This is a genomic window from Pseudomonas sp. DTU12.3 (genome assembly GCF_004124275.1).
Classification (GTDB): Bacteria; Pseudomonadota; Gammaproteobacteria; order Pseudomonadales; family Pseudomonadaceae; genus Aquipseudomonas; species Aquipseudomonas helmanticensis.
The window spans coordinates 4921458-4942180 of record NZ_CP027218.1 but is presented as its reverse complement, the minus strand read 5'-3'; the positions used below and the strand labels follow the sequence as shown (position 1 = coordinate 4942180).

Below are 20723 nucleotides of genomic sequence, written 5' to 3'. Positions count from 1 at the left end.
AGCAAGCCCGCTCCCACAGGGGAACAGTGGTGGGTTCCGGAAATGTGTCAGTACAAGGTGTCGGTTACTCGTTTGGGGGCTTCACGGTCGTAAGTGTCGGCGTCGAATTCGCCGTCGTTCAGACGTTTGTGGAAGGCGCCGGCACTTGGCAATGCCGAGCGTGGCAGGTGCGTTTCAGGATTCCACGCATCGGAGCGGACGAAGGCTTTCGAGCAATGAAAGAACGCCGCTTCCACCGTCACCAGCAACACCGTTTTCGCTGGTTTGCCATTCACCGCAAAACTCTCCAGCAACTGCGGATCGGCGCTGATCGTCGCCGTACCGTTGACGCGCAACGTCTCGCCAATCCCGGGAATGATGAACAACAACGACACCCGCGAATCCTGCAGCACATTGCGCAAGGTATCGATGCGGTTGTTGCCCGGGCGATCCGGCAGGGCCAAGGTGTTTTGATCAATGATCCGCACAAAACCCGGCGCATCCCCGCGCGGAGAATTATCCAGGCCATCGGCGCCCACCGAGCTGACGATCACCAGCGGCGAAACCCGCACCATCGCCTGATAGTCCTCGTTGAGAAAACCGATCTGCTTACGCACCGCGCGGTCGTGGGGTAGTCCGTAAATCGCTTCCAGCGCTTCGATTGAGTCGATCATCCTTGCTCTCCCGCTGACTTAGAAAAACAGCCCCATGCGCCGTTCATAACCGATCCGGCCCTTGTACGCTTCGCCGCTGTCGACGTAGCCATGCTTGGCGTACAGCGCGATGGCTGCGTCGTTATCGGCATCCACCGACAATTCCAGTCCCTTGATCTCCGGCCAGGCCTGCCGCGCAACCTCGGGCAGCGCTTGCAGACATGCCTTGCCGTAACCCTTGCCTTGCGCGCGTCGATCGACCTGCAATGCATGCAAAGTGGCGCTGTGTTCATCGGCCCAGGCTGGCAACACTGGCGGACGCTTGAGCAGCAGAAACGCCACCGGCACTTCATCCGCCAGCAGCGCAAAACCCTTTACGCCGGGGCCGGGTTTCGACAGCAGCGTGTGCAGGGCGCCGTGGATATCGCCGGAAAACTTGATCTGTTCGGCATGGATTTCAATCGCCTCGACTTGCTCACGCTGCAAGGTGTTAAGGCTGTCGTACGGCACGAGTTGCGCTGACACGGGAATTTCCTTTTTCCTACAAGGTAAGTCGCCGATTCTAGCGATTTTGTTCTTCGTGGAATTTTTTTGTTGCGTCTGTCGATCTGCGGATTTGCCGAACGACTAAGGGTGTCTTCACAAAAAAAACACGGAGAACACCATGAGCGCACACACTGAAATCCAGACCCTGATCAACACCTACCGCGAAGCCGTGATGAAAAAGGACGTGGAGAAAGTCATGGCGCTGTACGCCGACGACATCGTCTCCTTCGACGCGATCAAGGCCCTGCAATTCAAGGGCAAAACCGCCTACCGCGAACACTGGGTGGCGTGCATGGAAATGTGCCCCGGCCCGCACATTTTCGAGTTCCACGAAATCGCTATCGAAAGCGCCGACAACATCGCCTTCGCCCACTGGGTGGCCAACTGCGGCGGCACCAATGACAAGGGCGAAACCCAGAGCTGCTGGATGCGCGTCACCGCCTGCTATCGGCAGGTCGGCGGGACGTGGAAAATCGCTCATGAACACTGGTCGGCGCCGTTCGATCCGATGAGCGGCGCGACCCTGTTCGATGTGACTCCCTGATCTTCAGCCATAGTTGATCCGTCCGATTCAGGAGAACGCCATGAAGTATTTATGCCTGGTCTACAGCGATGAGCGCCTGCTGCATTCGTCGCCCGACAGTCCGGAAGACGCCGAATGCTGGGCCTACGCCGAGTCGATTCAGGGCAGCGGGCGGATGGTTGCCGCCGAAGCATTGGAGTCGGTGCAGACCGCCACCACGGTACGGATGCGCAACGGCAAACTGTCGATCACCGATGGCCCATTCGCCGAAACCAAGGAGCAACTGGCCGGTTTCTACCTGATCGACGCCAAGGACCTCAACGAAGCGATTCAGGTCGCCGGCAACATTCCGGCGGCGCGGGTCGGCAGCGTTGAAGTACGCCCGGTGCGACAGCTGAATGTCTGAGGTCAGGGCGCGGGTCGAGCAGGTCTATCGCGAAGACTCGCGGCGGATTCTGGCGACACTGATTCGCCTGCTGGGGGATTTCGACCTCGCCGAAGAAGCCTTGCACGAGGCGTTCTTCATCGCGGTCGAGCGCTGGCAGCGCGACGGCGTGCCAGACAATCCGCGCACCTGGCTGGTGTCGACCGGGCGCTTCAAGGCGATTGATGTGTTGCGCCGCCGCGCCCGGTTCAAGGCTTCGCAGCCGTTGCTGTTGGCGCAACTGGAAGAACTGGAACAGGCCGACTGGAGTGGCGAGGACGTGGAAGACGATCGCCTGCGACTGATCTTCACCTGTTGTCACCCAGCGTTGGCGGCGGATGCGCAAGTGCCGCTGACGTTGCGTGAGGTCTGCGACCTGACCACCGAGGAAATCGCTCGCGCCTTTCTCTCTGCACCGGCGGCGATAGCCCAGCGCATCGTCCGGGCGAAGGCCAAGATTCGTGACGCGAAGATTCCTTATCAAGTACCGAGCCTGAGCGAATTGCCCGAGCGCCTCGACAGCGTGTTGCGGGTCATTTATCTGGTGTTCAACGAAGGCTATTCGGCGTCGGTTGGCGCGGAGTTGACCCGTGAGGATCTGACGCGTGAGGCGATCAGGTTGGGGCGCTTGTTGATGGAGTTGCTGCCGGAGCCGGAAGTCATGGGGCTGTTGGCGATGATGTTGCTGCATGAATCACGTCGCTCGGCGCGTACCTCGCCGGACGGCGAATTGGTTCTGCTGGATGATCAGGATCGCTCATTGTGGGATAGCGAGTTGATCGCCGAAGGTTGCGCGCTGGTCGAGCGCGCGCTGACCACGCGGCGGTTTGGGCCTTATTGTTTGCAGGCGGCGATTGCGGCGGTGCATGCCGAGGCGCCGTCAGCGGCAGAAACCGATTGGGAGCAGATCGTTGGCTTGTATGACGTGCTGTTGCGGGCGGTGCCTTCGCCGGTGATCGAGTTGAACAGGGCGGTGGCGGTGGCCAAGCGGGATGGCGCGTTGGCGGGGTTGGCGTTGATTGAAGGGATTCTGGATCGCGGTGAGTTGCAGGATTACCACCTGGCGCATTCGGCGCGGGCGGAGTTTTGTCGGCAGTTGGGCAGGGTGGCGGAGGCGCGGGCGGCGTATTTGCGGGCGCTTGAATTGACGCGGCAGGAGCCGGAACGGCGGTTTATCGAGGGGCGGCTTTTGGCGTTGAAATTGCCCTCACCCTAGCCCTCTCCCGGAGGGAGAGGGGACTGATTGGGGGATGCTGTAGAAGTACACCGACCTGAAAAATCAACGGTGAATCCATAATCAACTCGATATTTCAGGTCGATGTAAACCGCAAGACACCACGGTCGGCCCCCTCTCCCTCCGGGAGAGGGCTGGGGTGAGGGTAGGCTTTTGGCCTCAGGCCTGCTGGCGGGTCGCGGCCATCACTATCTCGCGAATACACACCCCCTGCGGCTGCCCATACGCATACTCAATCGCCGTCGCCACATCTTCGGCACTCAACACCGTGCCGCCCATGTCCTGCTTCCACGCCTGATACCCGGTCTTGATCGCCTCATCCGTGGTGTGGCTCAACAGCTCAGTCTCCACCGCACCCGGCGCAATCGTCGTCACGCGTACGTTATGCGGCGCCAGTTCCTCGCGCAGATTCTCCGACAAACCATGCACGGCAAACTTGGTGCCGACATACGCGACATGGTTGGGGAAGGTCTTGCGCCCGGCCACCGAACTGACGTTGATGATCGTTCCGCGTTTGCGCTCGATCATCCCGGCGACCACCGCGTGCACGCCGTTGAGCAAACCTTTCACATTGACGTCAAGCATCCGGTCCCACTGCGCCGGATCCTGCTCGCTCATCGCGCCGAGCAGCATTACGCCAGCGTTGTTGATCAACGCATCGGCCGGGCCGAATTGCGCTTCGGCTTCTGCCACGGCGGCGAGCAAAGTGGCGCGATCAGTAATGTCGACTTCTCGGCTGAGAGTATTCGGCAACTCCAGCGCTTCCAGGCGTTCAATGCGCCGCGCCAGCAACAACAATGGGTGACCGGCCGCGCTCAAACGACGGGCGGTGGCTGCGCCGATGCCCGAACTGGCGCCGGTGATGATGATCAATGGCTTGCTCATGGAGGAACTCCTGAAATAAGAATTTCAAATGACTGAACGATGAACGCAGTATATTTAGCTCGATGAAGGCTGAAAAATGCCTTATTCCTCTGTCAGCTATCGGAATCTCCTATGGATATCCGTCATCTCAAAGCCTTCCTCGCCGTGTTCGAGGAGCGCAACATCACCGCGGCGGCGCAGCGACTGTTCATCAGCCAGCCGACCTTGTCGGTGACGATCAAACAGCTTGAAGAAGAGTTGGGAGCGACGTTGTTTGTGCGTCTGCCGCGCGGTGTCGAGGTCAGCGATGAAGCGCGGTTGCTGTATCCGCAGGCACGACGGATGGTCGCCGAGGCGGAGGCGTTGAGCCGGATGTTTCGCGGACGCGAAAACCGTGTGCCGCTGACGCTGGGCATCGAGGGCGATATTGCCGCCAGTCACATCGAGGCTTTTGTGCGCATGGCGCATCTGGCGCTGCCGAACTTGCTGTTGACGCTGGAGGAGGGCTGCCACGGCGAGGGTCGATTGGCGGTTGAGGAAATGTGCTGCGAGGACGAATTGTTCCTGCCGCTGTGGGAAGAATCCTATGTGATGGCGCTGCCGGTGAATCATCCGATGGCGGCGGTGCAAGCGAATTGGGCGCCGATCGAAGACTGGATCACTTGCCCGCAGCAGCCGTCGCATCAGCGCTTGATGGCGTTGTACGGGCGTTCGCCGGAAGCGGTGGCGGGGCATGCCGGGTCGTTGCAACAGGCGTTGCACATGGTCGCGGCGGGTCTTGGTGTGGCGATGTTGCCGCAGTCATTGGTGAGCGGGCATGCGCGGGTAGTGGTGCGCGCGTTGCACTTGCCGGCACCGACCCGGCGGGTGGGGTTGTGTTATGCGGCGCAGGCGCTGGAGATGCCGGCGATGCGTGGGTTGCATGAGTATTTTTTGCAGAAATCGACCGGTGGTGATCGAAGCGGCTTGATGGGGTGTCTGGGGTGACGCCTTCGCGAGCAAGCCCGCTCCCACAGTGTCCGAGTCGCACACAAAATCAATGAACACCTCGGTATTTGTGGGGGCAGGCAAGCCAGCTCCACAGTGTCCGAGTCGCACACAAAATCAATAAACGCCTCGGTACGTGTGGGAGCTGGCTTGCCAGCGATTGGCAGCGCCGCTATTCCAGCATCTTGCTCAACAGCCAACTCCCCGCCGGCCCCGGCGGATACAGCCGCGACCACAAGGCATCGACAAACACCGGTTTCGGCCAGCCTCGCACCTTCAATTCCACCAGCAAATCATTGCCAAACCGCTGGGCCAGCCAGCGCGGCAGCGGCGCCCAGCCAAAACCTTTCTCGGCCATTTCCAGCAGCATCAGATAACTCGGCGCCGACCACACCCGGCCTTTGCCGCGACTGTCATACGGATTGACGATGGTCGCCAGGCGCAACTCGCGATGCTGTTCCAGGATGTGCTGATCAACGTGCTCAAGCTTGGCCAGCGCATGGTCGCGATTAACGAACAAGGCGATTTCCGTGCGCTCGGCCACCGTCGACGTCACCAGATCCGGCGGGTAGTTCTCCTGCATTTCGGCGAAGGCCAGATGCGCGCGGCCGCGCTGGACCAGTTCGATCAGGTCTTCACATTCGGCAATCAAACACTCCAGTTCCAGATCCGGGTAACGCTGCTCGAAACCCGCCAATGCCGCTTCGAATCGGTACGACTGATAGGTATCGGAAATCGCCACCGTCAGCTTCGGCTCGACGCCTTGCGACAGTTGCCGCGCCGTCATTTCCAGTCGACTGCTGGCCGCCAGAATCGCTTCGGCGCGTTGCAGCATCACATGACCCGCCGGCGTCAGCGTCGGTTTGCGGCTGCTGCGATCGAACAGTACCAGGTCCAGATCAATCTCCATGCTTGCCACCGCCGCGCTGATGGTCGACTGACTGCGCCCGAGTTTGCGCGCCGCCGCCGAAAAAGAACCTTGCGTGGCCGCCTGGACAAATGCCAACAGCACTTCTTGCGAGATCATCAACTATCGCCTTGATCGATGGTTATTGATTATGAAGTATCGGTTTGAGGATAGATCATGGCAACCATCTTCACTAAGGAGTCAGACCATGACTACCAATAAGTCCATCACTGAACGTATTTTCCAGGCCGTTGGTTTCGAACTGCTGGCCATTCTGATCTGCACGCCGTTGCTGGCGTGGTTAATGAAAAAACCGATGCTTGAAATGGGCGCTGTGACAGTGTTGATCGCGCTGCTGGCGCTGGGCTGGAACGTGGTGTTCAACCGTTACTTCGACCGCATGCTTGCCCGCATGAATATCGCCCATAGCGCTTGGGTGCGCGTGCTGCACGCCTTGCTGTTCGAAGGTGGTTTGATCGTGATGGGCGTGCCGCTGATTGCCTGGTGGTTGTCGGTCAGCCTGTGGCAGGCGTTTTTACTCGACATCGGCGTGCTGCTGTTCTTCCTGCCGTACACCTATGTTTATCACTGGGGCTACGACGTGCTTCGTGAACGCTTCACGACCCGCCGCGCCTGCCAGAACTAACCTAATCCCCTGTAGGAGCTGCCGAAGGCTGCGATCTTTTGATTTTGTTTTTAAAGACAAGATCAAAAGATCGCAGCCTTCGGCAGCTCCTACAGGGGGAGGTGTGTGCGGTGAGTTAGAGGAACATGCCGCCGGACGCTTCAACCCGTTGGCCATTGATCCACTGCGCTCCCGGCGACAGCAACAATGCCAATGCCCCGCCAATGTCATCCGGCTGACCGGCGCGGCCCAGCGCGGTGTTGTCGGCGACCATCGCATTCACCGCCGCATTGTCGCGCACGGTACCGCCACCGAAGTCGGTTTCAATCGCGCCGGGCGCCAGGGTATTCACGGCAATCTGCCGTGCGCCGAGCTCTTTCGCCTGATAGCGGGTCAGGACTTCAATCGCGCCTTTCATCGCCGCGTAAGCACTGGCGCCCGGGATGGTGAAGCGGGCGAGGCCGCTGGAGATGTTGATGATCCGCCCGCCATCGTTGATCAGCGGCAGCAACTGCTGAGTCAGGAAGAACGGCCCTTTGAAATGCACGTTCATCAGCATGTCGAATTGCTCAACGCTGGTTTCCGCGAAGCTCACATGCAGTCCGACCCCTGCGTTGTTGATCAGGAAATCAAAACGCTGACGTTCGAAGATTTGCTGTAACGCCTGTTCAACCCGAGTACCGAAATCGGCAAAGCTTTCGCTGCGGCCAACGTCCAGTTGCAGCATCACTGCTTTGGCGCCGAGTTTTTCCAGCTCCAGGACCAGCGCCTGCGCTTCATCGGCGCGGCTGTGGTAAGTGCCGATGATGTCGACGCCTTGGGCGGCGAGGTGCAGGGCGGCGTTTTTGCCGAGGCCACGACTGGCGCCGGTGATCAATGCGATTTTGCGGTTCATAGGACTTCCTCGATTGCGGTAAGTGGTGGTGATGGAACTCAGTTTATTTATCCGCCGGGAGGTGATAAACAGGCTGAAATCGGAATCACTGATCGGCTCAGTCGAACAATCAAAGGCCTGCCATGAACAAACTGGAACTGCTGCGCACCTTCGTCCGTGTCAGCGAACTGTCGAGTTTCACCCTCGCCGGGGAAAATCTCGGCTTGCCGCGCTCGACCGTGTCCGAGCATGTGCAGGCGCTGGAAGCATTGCTCGGCACGCGTCTGCTGCAACGCACCACGCGCAAGGTGCAGGCGACGCAGGATGGTCTGGTGTTGTACGAGCGCAGCAAGGACCTGCTCTCGCACATGGACGAGATCGAAGGTTTGTTCCGCCAGGACGAGGCGTCGCTGACCGGGCGCATTCGGGTCGACCTGCCGAACATTCTCGCGCGGCGCCTGGTGATGCCGAGCCTGCCGCAGTTCATGGATCGCCACCCGAACCTTGAACTGGAAATCAGCAGCACTGATCGCCGCGTCGATCTGCTCAGCGAAGGTTTCGATTGTGTGGTGCGCATTGGCGCGCAGCCGGATCAATCGGTGGTCGCACGGCATCTCGGCGATTTCCCGATGGTCAATTGCGCGAGCCCTGCGTACCTCGCGCGCTATGGCGTGCCGCAGACGCTGGAGGATTTGGCGCAGCATCGGCTGGTGCATTACGTCGGCGTATTGGGTTCGCGTTCGGAAGGGTTTGTGTACGAGGAGGGCGGTCAGGTGAAACGCTTGCCGATGGCTGGCAGCGTGACGGTCAACAGCACTGACGCTTATGAGTCGGCGTGTCTGGGTGGATTTGGTCTGACGCAGGTGCCACGCACCGGCATGCAGCCGCATCTGGACAACGGCGAACTGGTGACGGTGTTGCCACAATTCACGGCGCCGGCGATGGGCATTTCATTGCTCTATGCCAGGCAGCGACATTTACCTCTACGAGTACGGGTATTCATGGACTGGCTCGGCGATCTGATTCGCTGCGCGCTCTAACCAATACCCCACATCCAACTGTAGGAGCTGCCGCAGGCTGCGATCTTTTGATCTTTAAAAACAGGATCAAAAGATCGCAGCCTGCGGCAGCTCCTACATAGGAATCATCAGAAGATTTGGGTGAACAGCCAGTAGAGGCTGCCTGACAGCAGGATCGCCGCCGGCAGTGTCAGCACCCACGCCATCAGCAGATTGCGGATGGTCTTCATCTGCAAACCGCCGCCGTTGGCGACCATGGTCCCGGCCACGCCGGACGACAACACATGCGTGGTCGACACCGGCAAACCGAACATGTCCGCCGCACCAATGGTCAGCATCGCCACGGTTTCCGCCGAGGCTCCTTGCGCATACGTCAGATGAGTCTTGCCGATCTTCTCGCCGACCGTCACCACAATCCGCTTCCAGCCAACCATGGTGCCCAGCCCCAGCGCGATGGCCACGGCGATCTTCACCCACAGCGGAATGAACCGCGTGGCGTTGTCGATCTGTTGCTTGAACAGTTGCAGTTTGCCGCTGGTGTCGGCGTCGAAATTGCCGACCTTGTTCTTGTCCATCAAACGAATGCTTTCGCTGGCCAGGTACATGTCGTTACGCACGTTGCCCATGGCTTCAGCCGGGACTTTCGCCAGCGAGCCGTAGCCTTTGACCTCTTCACCAATGTGCCCGGTGAGGGCGGCGAGGGCGGGGATCAGTTGCGGCGTGGCTTCCTTGCTGCGCACGTAATCGGAGAGCACTGCACGCGGATCGGCCGGCGTCGGCAGCGGCGCACTTTTCACCAGCGCTTGCTGGGTGACTTGCGCCACGGCGGCGAATTGCAGCGATTGTTCTTCCGGCATGGTGCGGTTCAGCGCGTAGGCCATCGGCAGTGTGCCGACCAGAATCAGCATGATCAGGCCCATGCCTTTCTGCCCGTCATTGGAGCCGTGAGCGAAGGACACGCCGGTGCACGTGGCGATCAGCAAACCGCGAATCCACCATGGCGGCGGCGCGTTGCCTTCCGGTGCTTTATACAACGAGCGGTTCTTCACGAACGCGCGCAACGCCAGCAGCAACAGCGCCGCACAACCGAACCCCACCAGCGGCGACAGCAGCAACGCGTAACCGATCTTGGTCGCCTGCGCCCAGTCGACACCGCTGGTGCCGTCGCGGCCGTGCATCAGGGCATTGGCCACACCGACGCCGATGATCGAGCCGATCAGCGTGTGCGACGACGACGCCGGCAAACCCAGCCACCAGGTGCCGAGGTTCCACAGGATCGCCGCGATCAACAGGGCGAAGATCATCGCGAAACCGGCAGACGAACCGACTTGCAGAATCAGCTCCACCGGTAGCAAAGCGATGATGCCGAACGCTACTGCGCCGCTCGACAGCAGCACGCCGAGAAAGTTGAAAAAGCCCGACCAGACCACCGCGACATTCGGCGGCAGCGAGTGGGTGTAGATCACCGTCGCCACGGCATTGGCGGTGTCGTGGAAACCGTTGACGAACTCAAAGCCCAGCGCAATCAACAGCGCCACGCCGAGCAGCAGGAACGGCGTCCAGGTGGTCACCACCGTGCCGAGTTCGTGCATGTCGTGCATCAGGCTGTAGGCGGTGAAGAGCATCCCCATCGCCAGCACGGCGAAAAAGATCACGTAGGTGAACGGGCCGGTTTTCTTGTCGAGGGCCGGCCTGCCGCTGGCGGCGGACGCGGGGCTGGCGGTCAGGGAGGGAGTAGCCATGAGCGGACAATCCTGAGCGAGGGAAGGAGTGTCGCCCATGATCATTGCAGAATGTTACAGAGAGACTGCGCCATGTCAGTGTTTGGCTGAATAGCCTGACCGTTGATCTGGAGGCAAAATCAAAAGATCGCAGCCTTCGGCAGCTCCTACAGGGGGAACTCAATCCAAGGTAGGAGCTGCCGAAGGCTGCGATCTTTGCTCTTAGTAATCCCCGCGTTTACGAAAAGCCCAACGCCCGGCAATCACGGTAAACGTCGCCACCAGCGCGACCAGTATCCAGAACCCTTCCGGGTCCTGCGACAACGGCACGCCGCCCACATTCATCCCGAAAAAACCGGCAATGATGTTGATCGGCAACGCCAGCACCGTCACCACGGTCAGGGTGAACAGCGTGCGGTTGCTCTGTTCGTTGAGGTTGGCGGCAATCTCTTCCTGCAACAACTTGATCCGCTCGCCGAGGGCGGTGAGGTCGTTGATGATCAGCGCAAACTCCTCGGTGGATTTGCGCAGCTCCTTGACGTCCTCCTTCTGCAACCATGGCGGCGGGCGATTGAGCAGGCGCAGCAACGAACCCGGCTCCAGCGCCAGCAGCCGTTGCAAGCGCACCAGCACCCGGCGGTTGGCACCGAGTTCGGCGCGGTTGGTCGACAGCCGCGAGGACAGCAATTGATCCTCGACCTGATCAACGCTGAGGCTGGTCTTGCGCACGATCTGCGTGAGCACTTCACCTTGATCACGCAGCAGGTGCACGAGCAGTTCCGAGGGCGATCGAAAGCGCTCGCCGGCCTTCACCGACGAGCGCAATTTGTCCACCGAGTGCAGCGGTTGCAGGCGCGCACTGACGATCAATTTACTGCGCACACAGACCCACAGCGTCGACACGTCTGAGGAGACCATGCTGCTGAGGTTGAACACCACGTCGTTGACCACCGCCAGCAACGCCGAATCGACATGTTCGATGCGCGTCGAACGCGAGCCTTCATGCAGCGCTTCGAAAAATTCTTCGGGCAATTGCAGATGACTTTTCATCCAGCGCTCGCACGCAGCGTGAGCGAGGTTGAGGTGCAGCCAGAGGAATTCGCCGCTGTCGTTGTCGTCCTGCAAACAGCGCAACGCCGTCGCCGAATCGACTTCGCGGCCGCGCTCGCCGGGCAGAAAACGAAAGCCGTAGAGCAAGCCAAACAGGTCAGGATCGCGATGGCTGATATCGAGGCTGTGGTTCATGGAGGCTCGCTGCGAAGAGGGTGCGCCGGGCGCGCAAATGGCAGGTTCACTGAGCCGCATCTTCGCAATGTCACATGACGTTTGTGTGACAGCAAAATGACGTCAAAACAAAGCGTTACCGGCGGTCGGAGAGATTCTCAAGAAGCGCTCTGGCGCGCCGATCACAGGTGAGTTAGGTTGCGCGCCATTGGCCTTGAGCCTAGGTTCGCCGACAGGGAAGTCCGGCCACTTTTCACGCTCGTTTCGGGCGTGCCTCATCCCTGTCCTGAGTACCTGCGATGCTGCAAAAATCCCTGAGAGCGCAAATTCTCGCCCTGCTGAGCGGCAGTCTGTTGGCGATGCTGTTGATCGCGCTGGCCTGTTTTCACTTTCTGTCCAACGGCGTGCAAAGCTACAGCCAGTTGATCGCCGGCCCGTTGCACACTTCGCAATTGATCGATGAGGCCAACCTGCAATTCAAGGTGCAGGTGCAGGAATGGAAAAACGTTCTGCTGCGTGGCAAGCAACCGGCGGACCTGGCCAAGTACTGGAGCCAGTTCGAAGACCGTCAGCGTGATGTGCAGAATATCCTCGGTGAACTGGCCAGCCAGAAAGGCATCGAGCCGAGCCTTAAATCGCGCATCGAACGCCTGCGTGATGAGCATCGTCAACTGGGTAGCGCTTATCAGAAGGGCCGCGATGCCTATGTGGCTGCCGGGGGCGATCCGACCGCAGGCGACAATGCCGTTAAAGGTGTCGACCGTGCTACTAGCGACCAGATGAGCGAACTGGTCAGTGAATTGCGCAAACAGGGTAACGATCAGTCTTTGCTGATCAGTGCCGAGGCCGACCGCACGGTGCTGTTCGGTTTGCTGGTGATGCTCGCCTCGGGCTTGCTGATTGGTCTGCTGAGCCTGTGGCTGGTCAATCGCAATCTGGTCGAGCCGATTCGCAAGCTCATCGACTACGTCACTCAGTTGAGTCGCGGTAAACTCGCTGAACGTGTGGTCAGCGACCGTCAGGACGAGCTGGGCAACCTCGCCGCAGCCGCCAATACTCTGCGCGATTTCCTCGCCGACACCTTCACCCGTCTGCAGCGCAGCGCCAGTGATCTGGACAGTGCCAGCGGCGAGTTGAACGCGATTGCCACGACCATGGCCGGCGGCACCAACGAGCAGTTCAACCGCACCGATCAGGTGGCCACGGCAATGAACGAAATGTCCGCCACCGCGCAGGAAGTGGCGCGTCACGCCGCCGATGCCGCGCGTGCTGCGGACGATGCCGACCAGTCCGCCCAGCAGGGCGAAAAGGTCATGCAGAGCACCATCCACTCAATCACGCAGATGCGTGGCGAGATTGCCAACACTGCCACGGTCATCCGTCGTCTGGAAGCCGACAGCGGGCGTATCGGTAAGGTGCTGGAAGTGATTCGCGGGATTGCCGAGCAGACCAACCTGTTGGCGCTCAACGCGGCGATCGAAGCGGCGCGTGCCGGTGAAGCCGGGCGTGGTTTTGCAGTGGTCGCCGATGAAGTGCGCAACCTCGCCCAGCGCACTGCCGAGTCGATCATCGAGATCAATCAGATCATTCAGAGCGTGCAGACCGGTGCGGTGGATGCCGCGCAAGCCATCGACAGCGGCCAGACGCGTAGCGATGAAAGTGTCGAGCAGGTAACTCAGGCCGGCGCGATGCTGGAGCGCATTACTCACGCGGTGGAGGCGATTCGCGACATGAACCGTCAGATCGCGACCGCGGCCGAAGAGCAGACGTCGGTGGCCGAGGATATCTCGCGCAACCTCACCGAGATCACGTCGATCGCCAGCACCAACCTCGACAACGTGCAGCGCACCGAAAGTGCCAGCCAGAATCTGCATGGTTTGTCCGGGCAACTGAATGAGGTCACCGCGCGCCTGAGCGCCTGACGCAAGTAGACGTGTACCGGTTCGGATACCGAGTCGGTACACAGTCGATCTCAAATTGACGCGGCCATGGTCGATGACCGGTTATCCATAATCGTCATTGGAGCACTCCCATGGTCAGCATCACCTCTGTTTCGATCAACCAGACTGTCACCGCACCCACCAGCAAAACATTGATCACCGACGTCGGCGACGACACCTCGACCAGCTCAACCGCCAGCACTGGCTCGACCGCTGACTCCAGCAAAGTCGCTGCGGGTGGCGGTGCGGCGCCGGCGGGTGACAGCAGTTCCAGCAGCAGCGAAGAATCGGATTCGGTGAAAGAACTGCGCAAGCAGATCGCCGAACTGCAGAAGCAATTGCAGGAGCAACAGCAAGCGCTGCAAGCGGCCCAGGCGAAGCAGGAAAGTTCTGATGCCAAAGCTGCTGAAGTCGCCGCAGCGCAAGCGCAGATCACCGCCACCTCGGCCTCCCTGTCCACCGCCACCGCCTCGCTGTTGCAGGCGTTGCAGGATTCCGACAGCAGCACCTCCGGCTCGCTGGTCAGCACCTCGGTGTGATGCCTTTTCCCCTCACCCTAGCCCTCTCCCAAGGGAGAGGGAATTGACCGCGGTGACTATTCGAGCTACGCCGACCTGAAATATCGAGGGGCACTCGGGTCCTTGGTGTTTCCTTGTCGGCTGCAAGATTGCGAGTCGAACTCAGGTTTTAAATAGCCCCCGATCTGCTCCCTTTCCCCCTCGCCCATTGGGGGAGAGGGCTGGGGTGAGGGGGAGAAAATCTCACTGACAACACATCAAAAAAGCCGAACACAAAAAAGCCGCACGATTTCTCAATCGTGCGGCTTTCCATATTCGCGGTATCAGGTGTCTTGCTTGTTGCTCAGCACTTTGCCGGTGGTGGCATCAAAGTCCACATCGAACTCTTTGCCGTCAGCGGTTTTCAGTTCAACTTCATACTCGTAACCGTTGAAGTGGTTATCCAGATCGGTGTCGGTGATGGTCGCGCCCGGGTGCAGTTTCAGCGCTTCGGCGTTCATCGATTCCAGCGACTTGATCTTGCCTTCCTTGACCAGTTGCGGAATCTGGTCGACGCGGATATCGGCTTGAGCCAGGCCAGCGGTGAGGGTCAGGGCAGCGGCGGTAAACAGGGCAGTCAAGGTTTTCATCGGTTCAATCCTTTAGGTGATTCGTTTAAGTGGCCTCAGGTTAACCGGCGCAACTTAACTCATCCTTAAAACCCCTTACTCAAACAAAACGGGCATGCCATGCACCTGCACAAAACGTGTGGGAGCGTGGCTTGCCCGCGATGAAGGCGCCTCGATTTCAGATCAGAAACCGTTGTTCTTCAACACCTGATCGACACTGGCAGCCGCTGGGCGTTTATAGAATTTCAACAGTTCGCTGGCACGGTTGGTGAAGATGCCATCGACGCCTGCGGCCATGACTTTCTCGAAGTCCACCGGCTCATCAACGGTGTAGACGTGCACCAGCATGCCCTGATCGTGGGTGTATTTATTCATCCACGGTTGCACCAGATCCGAATAGCTCTGATCGCCGTCGTGCGTCAGCTTCGCCGAAGGGCCGGTGCCGATTGCACCCTGGGCCTTGGCGTAGTCGATCCATTGCTTGAACTCAGCTTCGGACTTCGGCTCCTGTTTACCGTAGAAAACGTTTTTGTCCTTCTCGCCGGATTCGGCAAAGGTCACTTTCGACTTCGGCTCAATGCTGCCTTCACCGACCCACAGCAGGAGGATTTTCGGCACTTGCGGCATTTCCTTTTGCAGCAGTTCGAGGCTGTTCTTCTCGAACGTCTGCAGGATCACCTTGCCTTTGCCCTGGCCAACGCCCAGTGCGCTTTTCGCCAGTTTCGAGCCGGCCGGGCTCAGCCAGCCACGATCCTGCAGTTTATTCTTGAGGTCTTTCTCGATCCCCGGGAACAGTTGCGGCTCTTTGGTCTCGATGTACAGGCCCGGCTTGTGTTGCGGGTTGGCCTGGGCGATGTCGATGATTTCATCGAGGGTGAGGATTTTCAGCCCGGCGTAGGTCGGGCGGGCACGATCCGGGTAAGCCGTGTTGTACCAACTGCCGGCATCGAGGGTTTTCAGCTCGGCCATGGTGAAGGCATTGGCCGGGCTGTCCTTGCGATCCGGGAACTTGGTCGCGACGTCGGTGGTGCGTTGCAGATTGTTGTCGTGGAGGGCGAACAGCACGCCGTCCTTGCTGCGCTGCAAGTCCATTTCCAGGTAATCGGCACCGAGATCACGGGCCAGTTTGTACGACGCAGCGGTAGATTCCGGTGCATCGAAGGAAGCGCCACGGTGGGCGATCACCGCCGGGTGCGGGATGCCATGTGCCGCGGCCACAGCGTCGGGATCGCTGTGAGTGGCAGCGTGCGCCTGACCGAGGCCGAGCAACAGGCTCAGCATGAGGGCGCTTTTGGTGAAAGTGGCGGACATGTTCGAGATCCTTTCGCAGGGTTTTTCAAAGACGTACCTTTTAACAACTGAATCGATTGCGTGCTATCGCAGGACCGACATAAACGTATTAAAAGGGTTTTTTCCTGCACTTTTGTGGCGCGGTTTGCAGTACGCTTGCTCTCGGCAGACGTCCCGGCAGAGGGCGCGCCGTACAGTTGCCCTGCGTGTAAACCATCGATCATTTTTCGTGAGGTTTACCATGCGCATCACCTCCCAACTCATCTGCCAGGCGGCCGACGACCTCAAAGGCTTTGTCGGCCTCAACCGCAAGACCGGTCAGTACATCGTGCGATTCAGCGAAGATTCGTTCGGTATGGACGTGGCCGATGACGGCATTATTCCCACCAGTGAATTCGTCTGGGCGCCGACGACCGAGCAAACCATGACGCTTAAACGCGAGTTGATTCAGCTGCTGCTGGATCAGCACATTGATGAGCGGATCAACATCAGCGAGCCGTTGCGGGTGTACATGAGCAAGGTTGAAGTGCCGGAGATTGTTGCGGTGCGCAGTCTGGTGCGCGGCTGAAGTTTTGCTGTGAGGGTGAGGGCCTCTTCGCGAGCAGGCTCGCTCCCACATGGGAACAGTGGTGTTCACAAATCCCCTGTGGGAGCGAGCCTGCTCGCGAAAGCGGCCGTCAATGCGCCGCCATTTTATTGCCCGAACCGATACTCGCGTTCGACTTTGCACACCCGCGTATGAAACGCCGAATACCACTGCGCCCGCCCTCGCTGCTGAATCAAGCGATGCTCAGGATGTTGCCGCCACGCCAGAATCGCCGCTTCGCTTTGCCAATACGACACGGTAATCCCGACGCCATCCGCCCCGCGAACCGACTCCACGCCCAGAAACCCCGGTTGTTCGTGCACCAGCGCCTCCATGCGCTCAGCCGCCTCGGCGTAACCGTTGTCACCTTCGGTACGGGTCGAGGTGAAAATCACCGCATAACAAGACGTCATCTGCGTGGCTCCACGCAGGCTTCAACAAACGCGCGAACCAGCGGCGGCATCTGGCCCTTGAGCGCGGCGCGTTCCGGTTGAAACAGCGTTGCAACAAAGAACCGGTGATCCTTGAGTTCGATCGCGCGTAAATCCCCCGCTGAATCATGACCCACCGCCTGTAGCCGATCCCTCAACAATTCCTGTGCGAACAGCGGATTCACCCCGAAGCGGCAGCGATAGCCTTCACGGATTTGCGAAGTTTCGTACGCCTTGGCAATGATCGAACCGGGCAACAGATGAATGCTGTCTACGGCCTCGACCAGCGAACAGCTCAAGGGCGTCAGCACTGCACGCTCGGACTCGGGCGAAGTCTCGCCATGTTCGGCATCGCTCCAGCCCAGTACGTTGCGGGAATACTCCAGCACCGCATGTTGAAAACCACCGCAGGTGCCGAGGAAAGGGCGCTGTTGTTCGCGGGCAAAACGAATCGCGCGCAGAGCACCGTCTTCACTGTTGTAGGGGCTGGCCGGTACGCACCAGAAACCATCGAAGTGCTCGAGTGACGTATCGGCGTGGATCTGCTCGGTGGGCAGCCATTCGAACTGCACCGTCTGGCCGAGGTGTTCGGCGATCAGGCCAAGAGCCAGCGGAATGGCTTGATGAGCAGTGACCTGCGGGTCGTAATCGCCGATCAGGGCGATGGAAATGGCGTCCATGGAATTTCCTCAATGTTGATGAACTTGTGGCGAGGGGGCTTGCCCCCGTTCGGCTGCGCAGCAGTCGCCGCTTCAAGGGCCGCTTCGCAACCCAACGGGGGCAAGCCCCCTCGCCACAGGGTGGTGATTTACTTTTGATGATTGTTGGTTGACGCGCCTCACTATAGATTGGCGCTCACGCACTCAATATGGGCGTTTCTCCAAGTGATCAATGCAGCGACGCACTATCAACTCGACCATGCGGATCTGGCGCTGATCCTCGCCCTCGTGCGTGGCGGCTCGCTGGCCCGGGCGGCGCAGCTTTTGAAAGTAGACGTCTCCACGGTATTTCGCGCCGTGCGCCGGCTCGAAACCGCCCTCGGCCAGCAACTATTTGAAAAAAGCCGCGCCGGTTACTTGCCGACGACGCTCGCGCAGACGCTGGCCGAGCAAGCCGAACGCGCCGAACAGGCATTGGAAGCGGCGCGGATTGGCGTGGAGCAGGGCGGTGCTGTGGTCAGCGGCACGGTGCGCCTGACCTGCACCGATTCGGTGTTGCAAGGTTTGCTGCTGCCAGCGCTGGCGCAATTCATGCCCAATTACCCGGCGCTGACGATCGAGCTGAGCACCTCCAACGATTTTGCCAACCTCAGCCGCCGCGATGCCGACATCGCTTTGCGCCTGACGCGCACACCGCCGGAGCATCTGGTCGGACGGCAACTGGCGAAGATTTCCTACCGGGTCTGCGCCAGTACGCGTTATCTGCAGAGTGTTGATCCCGCCGACCTGACCGCCCTGACCTGGATCGCCCCCGACGACTTTTTGCCCGATCACCCGACCATCGCCTGGCGTCGCCAGCACTTGCCCGGCGTAACTCCGGGCTATCGCTGCAACAGCATGCTGTCGGTGACCGAACTGGTACGCGCCGGGCTGGGTGTGGCGGCGTTGCCGGACTTTCTGATCAGCGATGGTTTACAGGCTTTGAGCGAACCGTTGCACGGTTACGACACGGCGCTGTGGCTACTGACTCGCCCGGATTGCCGGGCATTACGTTCGGTGGTGACGCTGTTCGATGAACTCGGCCGGGCGTTGCGCTTGCCGTGATCAGCGCTGCGGGTTTTGCCGCATGTGATCGTGCAACTCGCTGGTCAGGCTTTCGATGCGCTCGGTCAGGCTTTTGGTCATCTCGGTCAGGCGAGTGTTCTGCTCCAGCAGTTCGAGCAACTGCGCGGTGTTTTTCGCCGCTTGGGCCTGGCGCTCGGTGTTGGCCTGGGCCAAGGCCTCGCGGTGTAGCGCATCGGCATCTGCCTGCGCCTTGTCGCGCGCCGCCTGACGGGTTTGCGCGAGCAGGATCAACGGCGCAGCGTAGGCTGATTGCAGGCTGAACGCGAGGTTCAGCAGAATGAACGGATACACGTCGAAGGTGGTCACGCCGAACACGTTGAGGCAGACCCACAACACCACGATCAGGGTTTGCGCGCCGAGAAAGGTCGGCGTGCCGAAGAATCGTGCAAACGCCTCGGCGCGCAGGGCGAAGGTGTCGTTGCCGAAGGTTGTGGCCAGATGGGCGTGAGGACGGTGGAAGCGCAGGTGATCGACGGGGGCGGTTTCAGGTGTGGCGGGTTTTTCTGTGGTCATGGTGCACTCGGCAGGACGTAGGACGTGTAGTCACTATAGCTCTGCGTTGTGGCGGCCGGCCTCTTCGCGGGCAAGCCCGCTCCCACAGGTTCAGCGGTCGTACACAAAATGTGTGGTTGACTCGATTCCTGTGGGAGCCGGGCTTGCCCGCGATGGCGCCGACGCGGTCTACCTGCCCTTAACCCGGCGCCCGCTCATTGGCAAACATGCTCACGGCATCCACCGCTTCACTGGCGCCGTCGCGAATCTGCAGAATCACCGTGCCTGCCTGATCCGCCAATTCAACACCCTGCGCAGCACGCCCACGAGTGCCCTCCATGCTCTTGATCGCCTGGCGGGTCTCGCTCTGGATCAAGCCGATCATGCTGGAAATCTCCGCCGTCGAACCGCTGGTGCGCGCCGCCAATTGCCGCACCTCATCCGCCACCACGGCAAACCCGCGACCTTGCTCACCGGCGCGCGCGGCTTCGATGGCGGCGTTGAGCGCGAGCAGATTGGTCTGATCGGCAATCGCGCGGATGGTGTTGACGATCGCGGTGATCTGTTCGGACCGTTCGCCAAGCTGGGCGATCAAGGTTGAAGACTGCGCGATGTCTTCGGCGATGTCGCGCATTTCACTGGCGGCTTGCTGAATCACCTGCGTGCCTTGTTCGGCGACTTTTCGGGTCGCCACCGAGATGTGATAAGCGGCGCTGGCACTGCGCGCGTCCTGTTCATGTTGCTCGACCCGCGCGGTGACGTCCGAGGCAAACTTGACCACTTTGCACAACCGCCCGGCAGCATCGTAAACCGGGTTGTAATTGGCCTCCAGCCACACCGTTTGCCCACGTTTATCGACACGTTCGAATTGCCCATGGAAGAACTCGCCCTGATTCAAGCGCCGCCAGAAATCCTCATAGGCACCGCTGTTCGTCAGTTCAGCGGTACAGAACAATCGGTGATGTTTGCCCTTGAGCTCGGCGAGGGTGTAACCCATGCGTGTGAGAAAATTCTGATTGGCCGTAAGAATACTGCCGTCGAGGTTGAATTCGATGACCGCCATCGCCCGGTCGATGGCCTGCAGCTTGGCGTTGGATTCGCTTTCCTGCTGCATCTTTGCGGTCACGTCCATGGCGTACTTGACCACTTTGACTACGCGTCCCGAAGCATCCTTGATCGGGTTGTAGCTGGCCTCAAGCCAGATCGGTTGTCCCTTGCTGTTGACCCGTTCAAACGTGCCGGACAGGAACTGGCCGTTTTTCAAGCGTGACCACATCTCGGTGTATTGCGCGCTGCGCCCGAACGCCGGCGCACAGAAATGCCGGTGCGCCTGACCAATCGCCTGTTCCGCCGTGTAGCCCATGGTCTTGAGAAAGTTGTCATTGGCGCGCAGCACCACGCCGTCGAGGTCGAATTCAATCACCGCCATCGAGCGATTGATCGCATCAAGCAGACCGTTTTGCTCGGTAACGGTGTGTTGGAGATTGTCGAGGG

22 protein-coding genes and 2 pseudogenes are annotated in these 20723 nt (G+C 59.9%); 10 read left to right on the top strand and 14 right to left on the bottom strand.

What is annotated here, in order from left to right:
* Nucleotides 1–47: 47 nt before the first annotated feature.
* Both C2E19_RS22680 and C2E19_RS22675 read right to left on the bottom strand, forming a co-directional pair.
* Nucleotides 48–653: a pyridoxamine 5'-phosphate oxidase family protein gene (locus tag C2E19_RS22680; protein ID WP_129395167.1), complete on the bottom strand. Its 606-nt coding sequence runs from the start codon at nucleotides 651–653 to the stop codon at nucleotides 48–50.
* 18 nt (nucleotides 654–671) lie between these two features.
* Nucleotides 672–1157 carry a GNAT family N-acetyltransferase gene (locus C2E19_RS22675; RefSeq protein WP_129395166.1) on the bottom strand — a complete coding sequence of 162 codons (486 nt, stop codon included), beginning with the start codon at nucleotides 1155–1157 and terminating at the stop codon, nucleotides 672–674.
* A 139-nt stretch (nucleotides 1158–1296) separates the two neighbouring features.
* Here C2E19_RS22675 and C2E19_RS22670 point away from each other — a divergent pair, with 139 nt between their 5' ends.
* Genes C2E19_RS22670 through C2E19_RS22660 form a run of 3 tightly spaced genes read left to right on the top strand, consistent with a single transcriptional unit; the run spans nucleotide 1297 to nucleotide 3341 of the window.
* Nucleotides 1297–1722, top strand: coding sequence for an SgcJ/EcaC family oxidoreductase (locus tag C2E19_RS22670; protein WP_129395165.1), 426 nt, complete (start codon nucleotides 1297–1299; stop codon nucleotides 1720–1722).
* A gap of 40 nt (nucleotides 1723–1762) precedes the next feature.
* Entirely contained in the window at nucleotides 1763–2107 is a 345-nt protein-coding gene (locus C2E19_RS22665; protein ID WP_008081988.1) for a YciI family protein, read from the top strand.
* A complete protein-coding gene (locus C2E19_RS22660) occupies nucleotides 2100–3341 on the top strand; it encodes an RNA polymerase sigma factor (RefSeq protein ID WP_129395164.1) in 1242 nt (413 codons plus the stop codon). The genes C2E19_RS22665 and C2E19_RS22660 overlap by 8 nt, the downstream gene beginning before the upstream one ends.
* 177 nt (nucleotides 3342–3518) lie before the next feature.
* Here the strand turns inward: C2E19_RS22660 and C2E19_RS22655 are convergent, their stop codons facing one another.
* The gene (locus C2E19_RS22655) at nucleotides 3519–4244 is read right to left on the bottom strand and encodes an SDR family oxidoreductase (RefSeq protein WP_129395163.1); all 726 of its coding nucleotides are present in this window, start codon (nucleotides 4242–4244) and stop codon (nucleotides 3519–3521) included.
* 111 nt (nucleotides 4245–4355) lie between these two features.
* Between C2E19_RS22655 and C2E19_RS22650 the strand changes: the two genes are divergently transcribed.
* On the top strand, nucleotides 4356–5210 hold the full coding sequence (locus tag C2E19_RS22650) for a LysR family transcriptional regulator (protein ID WP_129395162.1): 855 nt from the start codon (nucleotides 4356–4358) through the stop codon (nucleotides 5208–5210).
* Between the two features lie 172 nt (nucleotides 5211–5382).
* Here the strand turns inward: C2E19_RS22650 and C2E19_RS22645 are convergent, their stop codons facing one another.
* The gene (locus C2E19_RS22645; protein WP_129395161.1) at nucleotides 5383–6237 is read right to left on the bottom strand and encodes a LysR family transcriptional regulator; all 855 of its coding nucleotides are present in this window, start codon (nucleotides 6235–6237) and stop codon (nucleotides 5383–5385) included.
* 88 nt (nucleotides 6238–6325) lie between these two features.
* Between C2E19_RS22645 and C2E19_RS22640 the strand changes: the two genes are divergently transcribed.
* Nucleotides 6326–6763: a multidrug/biocide efflux PACE transporter gene (locus C2E19_RS22640; RefSeq protein WP_129395160.1), complete on the top strand. Its 438-nt coding sequence runs from the start codon at nucleotides 6326–6328 to the stop codon at nucleotides 6761–6763.
* Between the two features lie 115 nt (nucleotides 6764–6878).
* Here the strand turns inward: C2E19_RS22640 and C2E19_RS22635 are convergent, their stop codons facing one another.
* Complete coding sequence (locus C2E19_RS22635; RefSeq protein ID WP_129395159.1) at nucleotides 6879–7637, bottom strand: SDR family NAD(P)-dependent oxidoreductase; 759 nt, start codon at nucleotides 7635–7637, stop codon at nucleotides 6879–6881.
* A 122-nt stretch (nucleotides 7638–7759) separates the two neighbouring features.
* Between C2E19_RS22635 and C2E19_RS22630 the strand changes: the two genes are divergently transcribed.
* Nucleotides 7760–8656: a LysR family transcriptional regulator gene (locus tag C2E19_RS22630; RefSeq protein ID WP_129395158.1), complete on the top strand. Its 897-nt coding sequence runs from the start codon at nucleotides 7760–7762 to the stop codon at nucleotides 8654–8656.
* A 107-nt stretch (nucleotides 8657–8763) separates the two neighbouring features.
* Here C2E19_RS22630 and C2E19_RS22625 read toward each other — a convergent pair whose 3' ends face one another.
* On the bottom strand, nucleotides 8764–10377 hold the full coding sequence (locus C2E19_RS22625; RefSeq protein WP_129395157.1) for an inorganic phosphate transporter: 1614 nt from the start codon (nucleotides 10375–10377) through the stop codon (nucleotides 8764–8766).
* A 201-nt stretch (nucleotides 10378–10578) separates the two neighbouring features.
* Complete coding sequence (locus C2E19_RS22620) at nucleotides 10579–11601, bottom strand: transporter (RefSeq protein WP_129395156.1); 1023 nt, start codon at nucleotides 11599–11601, stop codon at nucleotides 10579–10581.
* A 278-nt stretch (nucleotides 11602–11879) separates the two neighbouring features.
* Between C2E19_RS22620 and C2E19_RS22615 the strand changes: the two genes are divergently transcribed.
* Entirely contained in the window at nucleotides 11880–13502 is a 1623-nt protein-coding gene (locus tag C2E19_RS22615; protein WP_129395155.1) for a methyl-accepting chemotaxis protein, read from the top strand.
* Nucleotides 13503–13612: 110 nt separating this feature from the next.
* Nucleotides 13613–14059 (top strand): hypothetical protein, encoded by a 447-nt coding sequence (locus tag C2E19_RS22610; protein WP_129395154.1) that lies wholly within the window; start codon nucleotides 13613–13615, stop codon nucleotides 14057–14059.
* A gap of 302 nt (nucleotides 14060–14361) precedes the next feature.
* Here the strand turns inward: C2E19_RS22610 and C2E19_RS22605 are convergent, their stop codons facing one another.
* Together C2E19_RS22605 and C2E19_RS22600 are read right to left on the bottom strand one after the other, a co-directional pair.
* Nucleotides 14362–14667, bottom strand: a complete 306-nt coding sequence (locus C2E19_RS22605) for a PepSY domain-containing protein (protein WP_129395153.1) — start codon at nucleotides 14665–14667, stop codon at nucleotides 14362–14364.
* Between the two features lie 162 nt (nucleotides 14668–14829).
* The gene (locus C2E19_RS22600) at nucleotides 14830–15957 is read right to left on the bottom strand and encodes a glycerophosphodiester phosphodiesterase (RefSeq protein ID WP_129395152.1); all 1128 of its coding nucleotides are present in this window, start codon (nucleotides 15955–15957) and stop codon (nucleotides 14830–14832) included.
* Nucleotides 15958–16177: 220 nt separating this feature from the next.
* Here C2E19_RS22600 and C2E19_RS22595 point away from each other — a divergent pair, with 220 nt between their 5' ends.
* Nucleotides 16178–16504, top strand: coding sequence for a DUF2025 family protein (locus C2E19_RS22595; protein WP_129395151.1), 327 nt, complete (start codon nucleotides 16178–16180; stop codon nucleotides 16502–16504).
* Between the two features lie 125 nt (nucleotides 16505–16629).
* Here the strand turns inward: C2E19_RS22595 and C2E19_RS22590 are convergent, their stop codons facing one another.
* Nucleotides 16630–16935 (bottom strand): antibiotic biosynthesis monooxygenase, encoded by a 306-nt coding sequence (locus tag C2E19_RS22590; RefSeq protein WP_129395150.1) that lies wholly within the window; start codon nucleotides 16933–16935, stop codon nucleotides 16630–16632.
* The gene (locus C2E19_RS22585; RefSeq protein ID WP_129395149.1) at nucleotides 16932–17633 is read right to left on the bottom strand and encodes a CTP synthase; all 702 of its coding nucleotides are present in this window, start codon (nucleotides 17631–17633) and stop codon (nucleotides 16932–16934) included. The genes C2E19_RS22590 and C2E19_RS22585 overlap by 4 nt, the downstream gene beginning before the upstream one ends.
* Nucleotides 17634–17774: 141 nt before the next feature.
* Between C2E19_RS22585 and C2E19_RS22580 the strand changes: the two genes are divergently transcribed.
* Nucleotides 17775–18716 carry a LysR family transcriptional regulator gene (locus tag C2E19_RS22580; RefSeq protein ID WP_129395148.1) on the top strand — a complete coding sequence of 314 codons (942 nt, stop codon included), beginning with the start codon at nucleotides 17775–17777 and terminating at the stop codon, nucleotides 18714–18716.
* Here the strand turns inward: C2E19_RS22580 and C2E19_RS22575 are convergent, their stop codons facing one another.
* The 3 genes and pseudogenes from C2E19_RS22575 to C2E19_RS29450 form a co-directional block, all read right to left on the bottom strand.
* Nucleotides 18717–19250 carry a DUF1003 domain-containing protein gene (locus tag C2E19_RS22575; protein ID WP_129395147.1) on the bottom strand — a complete coding sequence of 178 codons (534 nt, stop codon included), beginning with the start codon at nucleotides 19248–19250 and terminating at the stop codon, nucleotides 18717–18719.
* 178 nt (nucleotides 19251–19428) lie between these two features.
* Nucleotides 19429–19866, bottom strand: a pseudogene (locus tag C2E19_RS29455) (methyl-accepting chemotaxis protein); the annotation flags it as partial.
* A gap of 108 nt (nucleotides 19867–19974) precedes the next feature.
* A pseudogene (locus tag C2E19_RS29450) lies at nucleotides 19975–20658 on the bottom strand (PAS domain-containing protein); the annotation flags it as partial.
* Nucleotides 20659–20723 lie beyond the last annotated feature (65 nt).

What these genes read in the sequence shown, in the direction of transcription:
- C2E19_RS22680 (WP_129395167.1), bottom strand. Translation starts at nt 653, where the DNA reads ATGATCGACTCAATCGAAGCGCTGGAAGCGATTTACGGACTACCCCAC.
- C2E19_RS22670 (WP_129395165.1), top strand. Translation starts at nt 1,297, where the DNA reads ATGAGCGCACACACTGAAATCCAGACCCTGATCAACACCTACCGCGAA.
- C2E19_RS22665 (WP_008081988.1), top strand. Translation starts at nt 1,763, where the DNA reads ATGAAGTATTTATGCCTGGTCTACAGCGATGAGCGCCTGCTGCATTCG.
- C2E19_RS22660 (WP_129395164.1), top strand. Translation starts at nt 2,100, where the DNA reads ATGTCTGAGGTCAGGGCGCGGGTCGAGCAGGTCTATCGCGAAGACTCG.
- C2E19_RS22655 (WP_129395163.1), bottom strand. Translation starts at nt 4,244, where the DNA reads ATGAGCAAGCCATTGATCATCATCACCGGCGCCAGTTCGGGCATCGGC.
- C2E19_RS22650 (WP_129395162.1), top strand. Translation starts at nt 4,356, where the DNA reads ATGGATATCCGTCATCTCAAAGCCTTCCTCGCCGTGTTCGAGGAGCGC.
- C2E19_RS22645 (WP_129395161.1), bottom strand. Translation starts at nt 6,237, where the DNA reads ATGATCTCGCAAGAAGTGCTGTTGGCATTTGTCCAGGCGGCCACGCAA.
- C2E19_RS22640 (WP_129395160.1), top strand. Translation starts at nt 6,326, where the DNA reads ATGACTACCAATAAGTCCATCACTGAACGTATTTTCCAGGCCGTTGGT.
- C2E19_RS22635 (WP_129395159.1), bottom strand. Translation starts at nt 7,637, where the DNA reads ATGAACCGCAAAATCGCATTGATCACCGGCGCCAGTCGTGGCCTCGGC.
- C2E19_RS22630 (WP_129395158.1), top strand. Translation starts at nt 7,760, where the DNA reads ATGAACAAACTGGAACTGCTGCGCACCTTCGTCCGTGTCAGCGAACTG.
- C2E19_RS22625 (WP_129395157.1), bottom strand. Translation starts at nt 10,377, where the DNA reads ATGGCTACTCCCTCCCTGACCGCCAGCCCCGCGTCCGCCGCCAGCGGC.
- C2E19_RS22620 (WP_129395156.1), bottom strand. Translation starts at nt 11,601, where the DNA reads ATGAACCACAGCCTCGATATCAGCCATCGCGATCCTGACCTGTTTGGC.
- C2E19_RS22615 (WP_129395155.1), top strand. Translation starts at nt 11,880, where the DNA reads ATGCTGCAAAAATCCCTGAGAGCGCAAATTCTCGCCCTGCTGAGCGGC.
- C2E19_RS22610 (WP_129395154.1), top strand. Translation starts at nt 13,613, where the DNA reads ATGGTCAGCATCACCTCTGTTTCGATCAACCAGACTGTCACCGCACCC.
- C2E19_RS22605 (WP_129395153.1), bottom strand. Translation starts at nt 14,667, where the DNA reads ATGAAAACCTTGACTGCCCTGTTTACCGCCGCTGCCCTGACCCTCACC.
- C2E19_RS22600 (WP_129395152.1), bottom strand. Translation starts at nt 15,957, where the DNA reads ATGTCCGCCACTTTCACCAAAAGCGCCCTCATGCTGAGCCTGTTGCTC.
- C2E19_RS22595 (WP_129395151.1), top strand. Translation starts at nt 16,178, where the DNA reads ATGCGCATCACCTCCCAACTCATCTGCCAGGCGGCCGACGACCTCAAA.
- C2E19_RS22590 (WP_129395150.1), bottom strand. Translation starts at nt 16,935, where the DNA reads ATGACGTCTTGTTATGCGGTGATTTTCACCTCGACCCGTACCGAAGGT.
- C2E19_RS22585 (WP_129395149.1), bottom strand. Translation starts at nt 17,633, where the DNA reads ATGGACGCCATTTCCATCGCCCTGATCGGCGATTACGACCCGCAGGTC.
- C2E19_RS22575 (WP_129395147.1), bottom strand. Translation starts at nt 19,250, where the DNA reads ATGACCACAGAAAAACCCGCCACACCTGAAACCGCCCCCGTCGATCAC.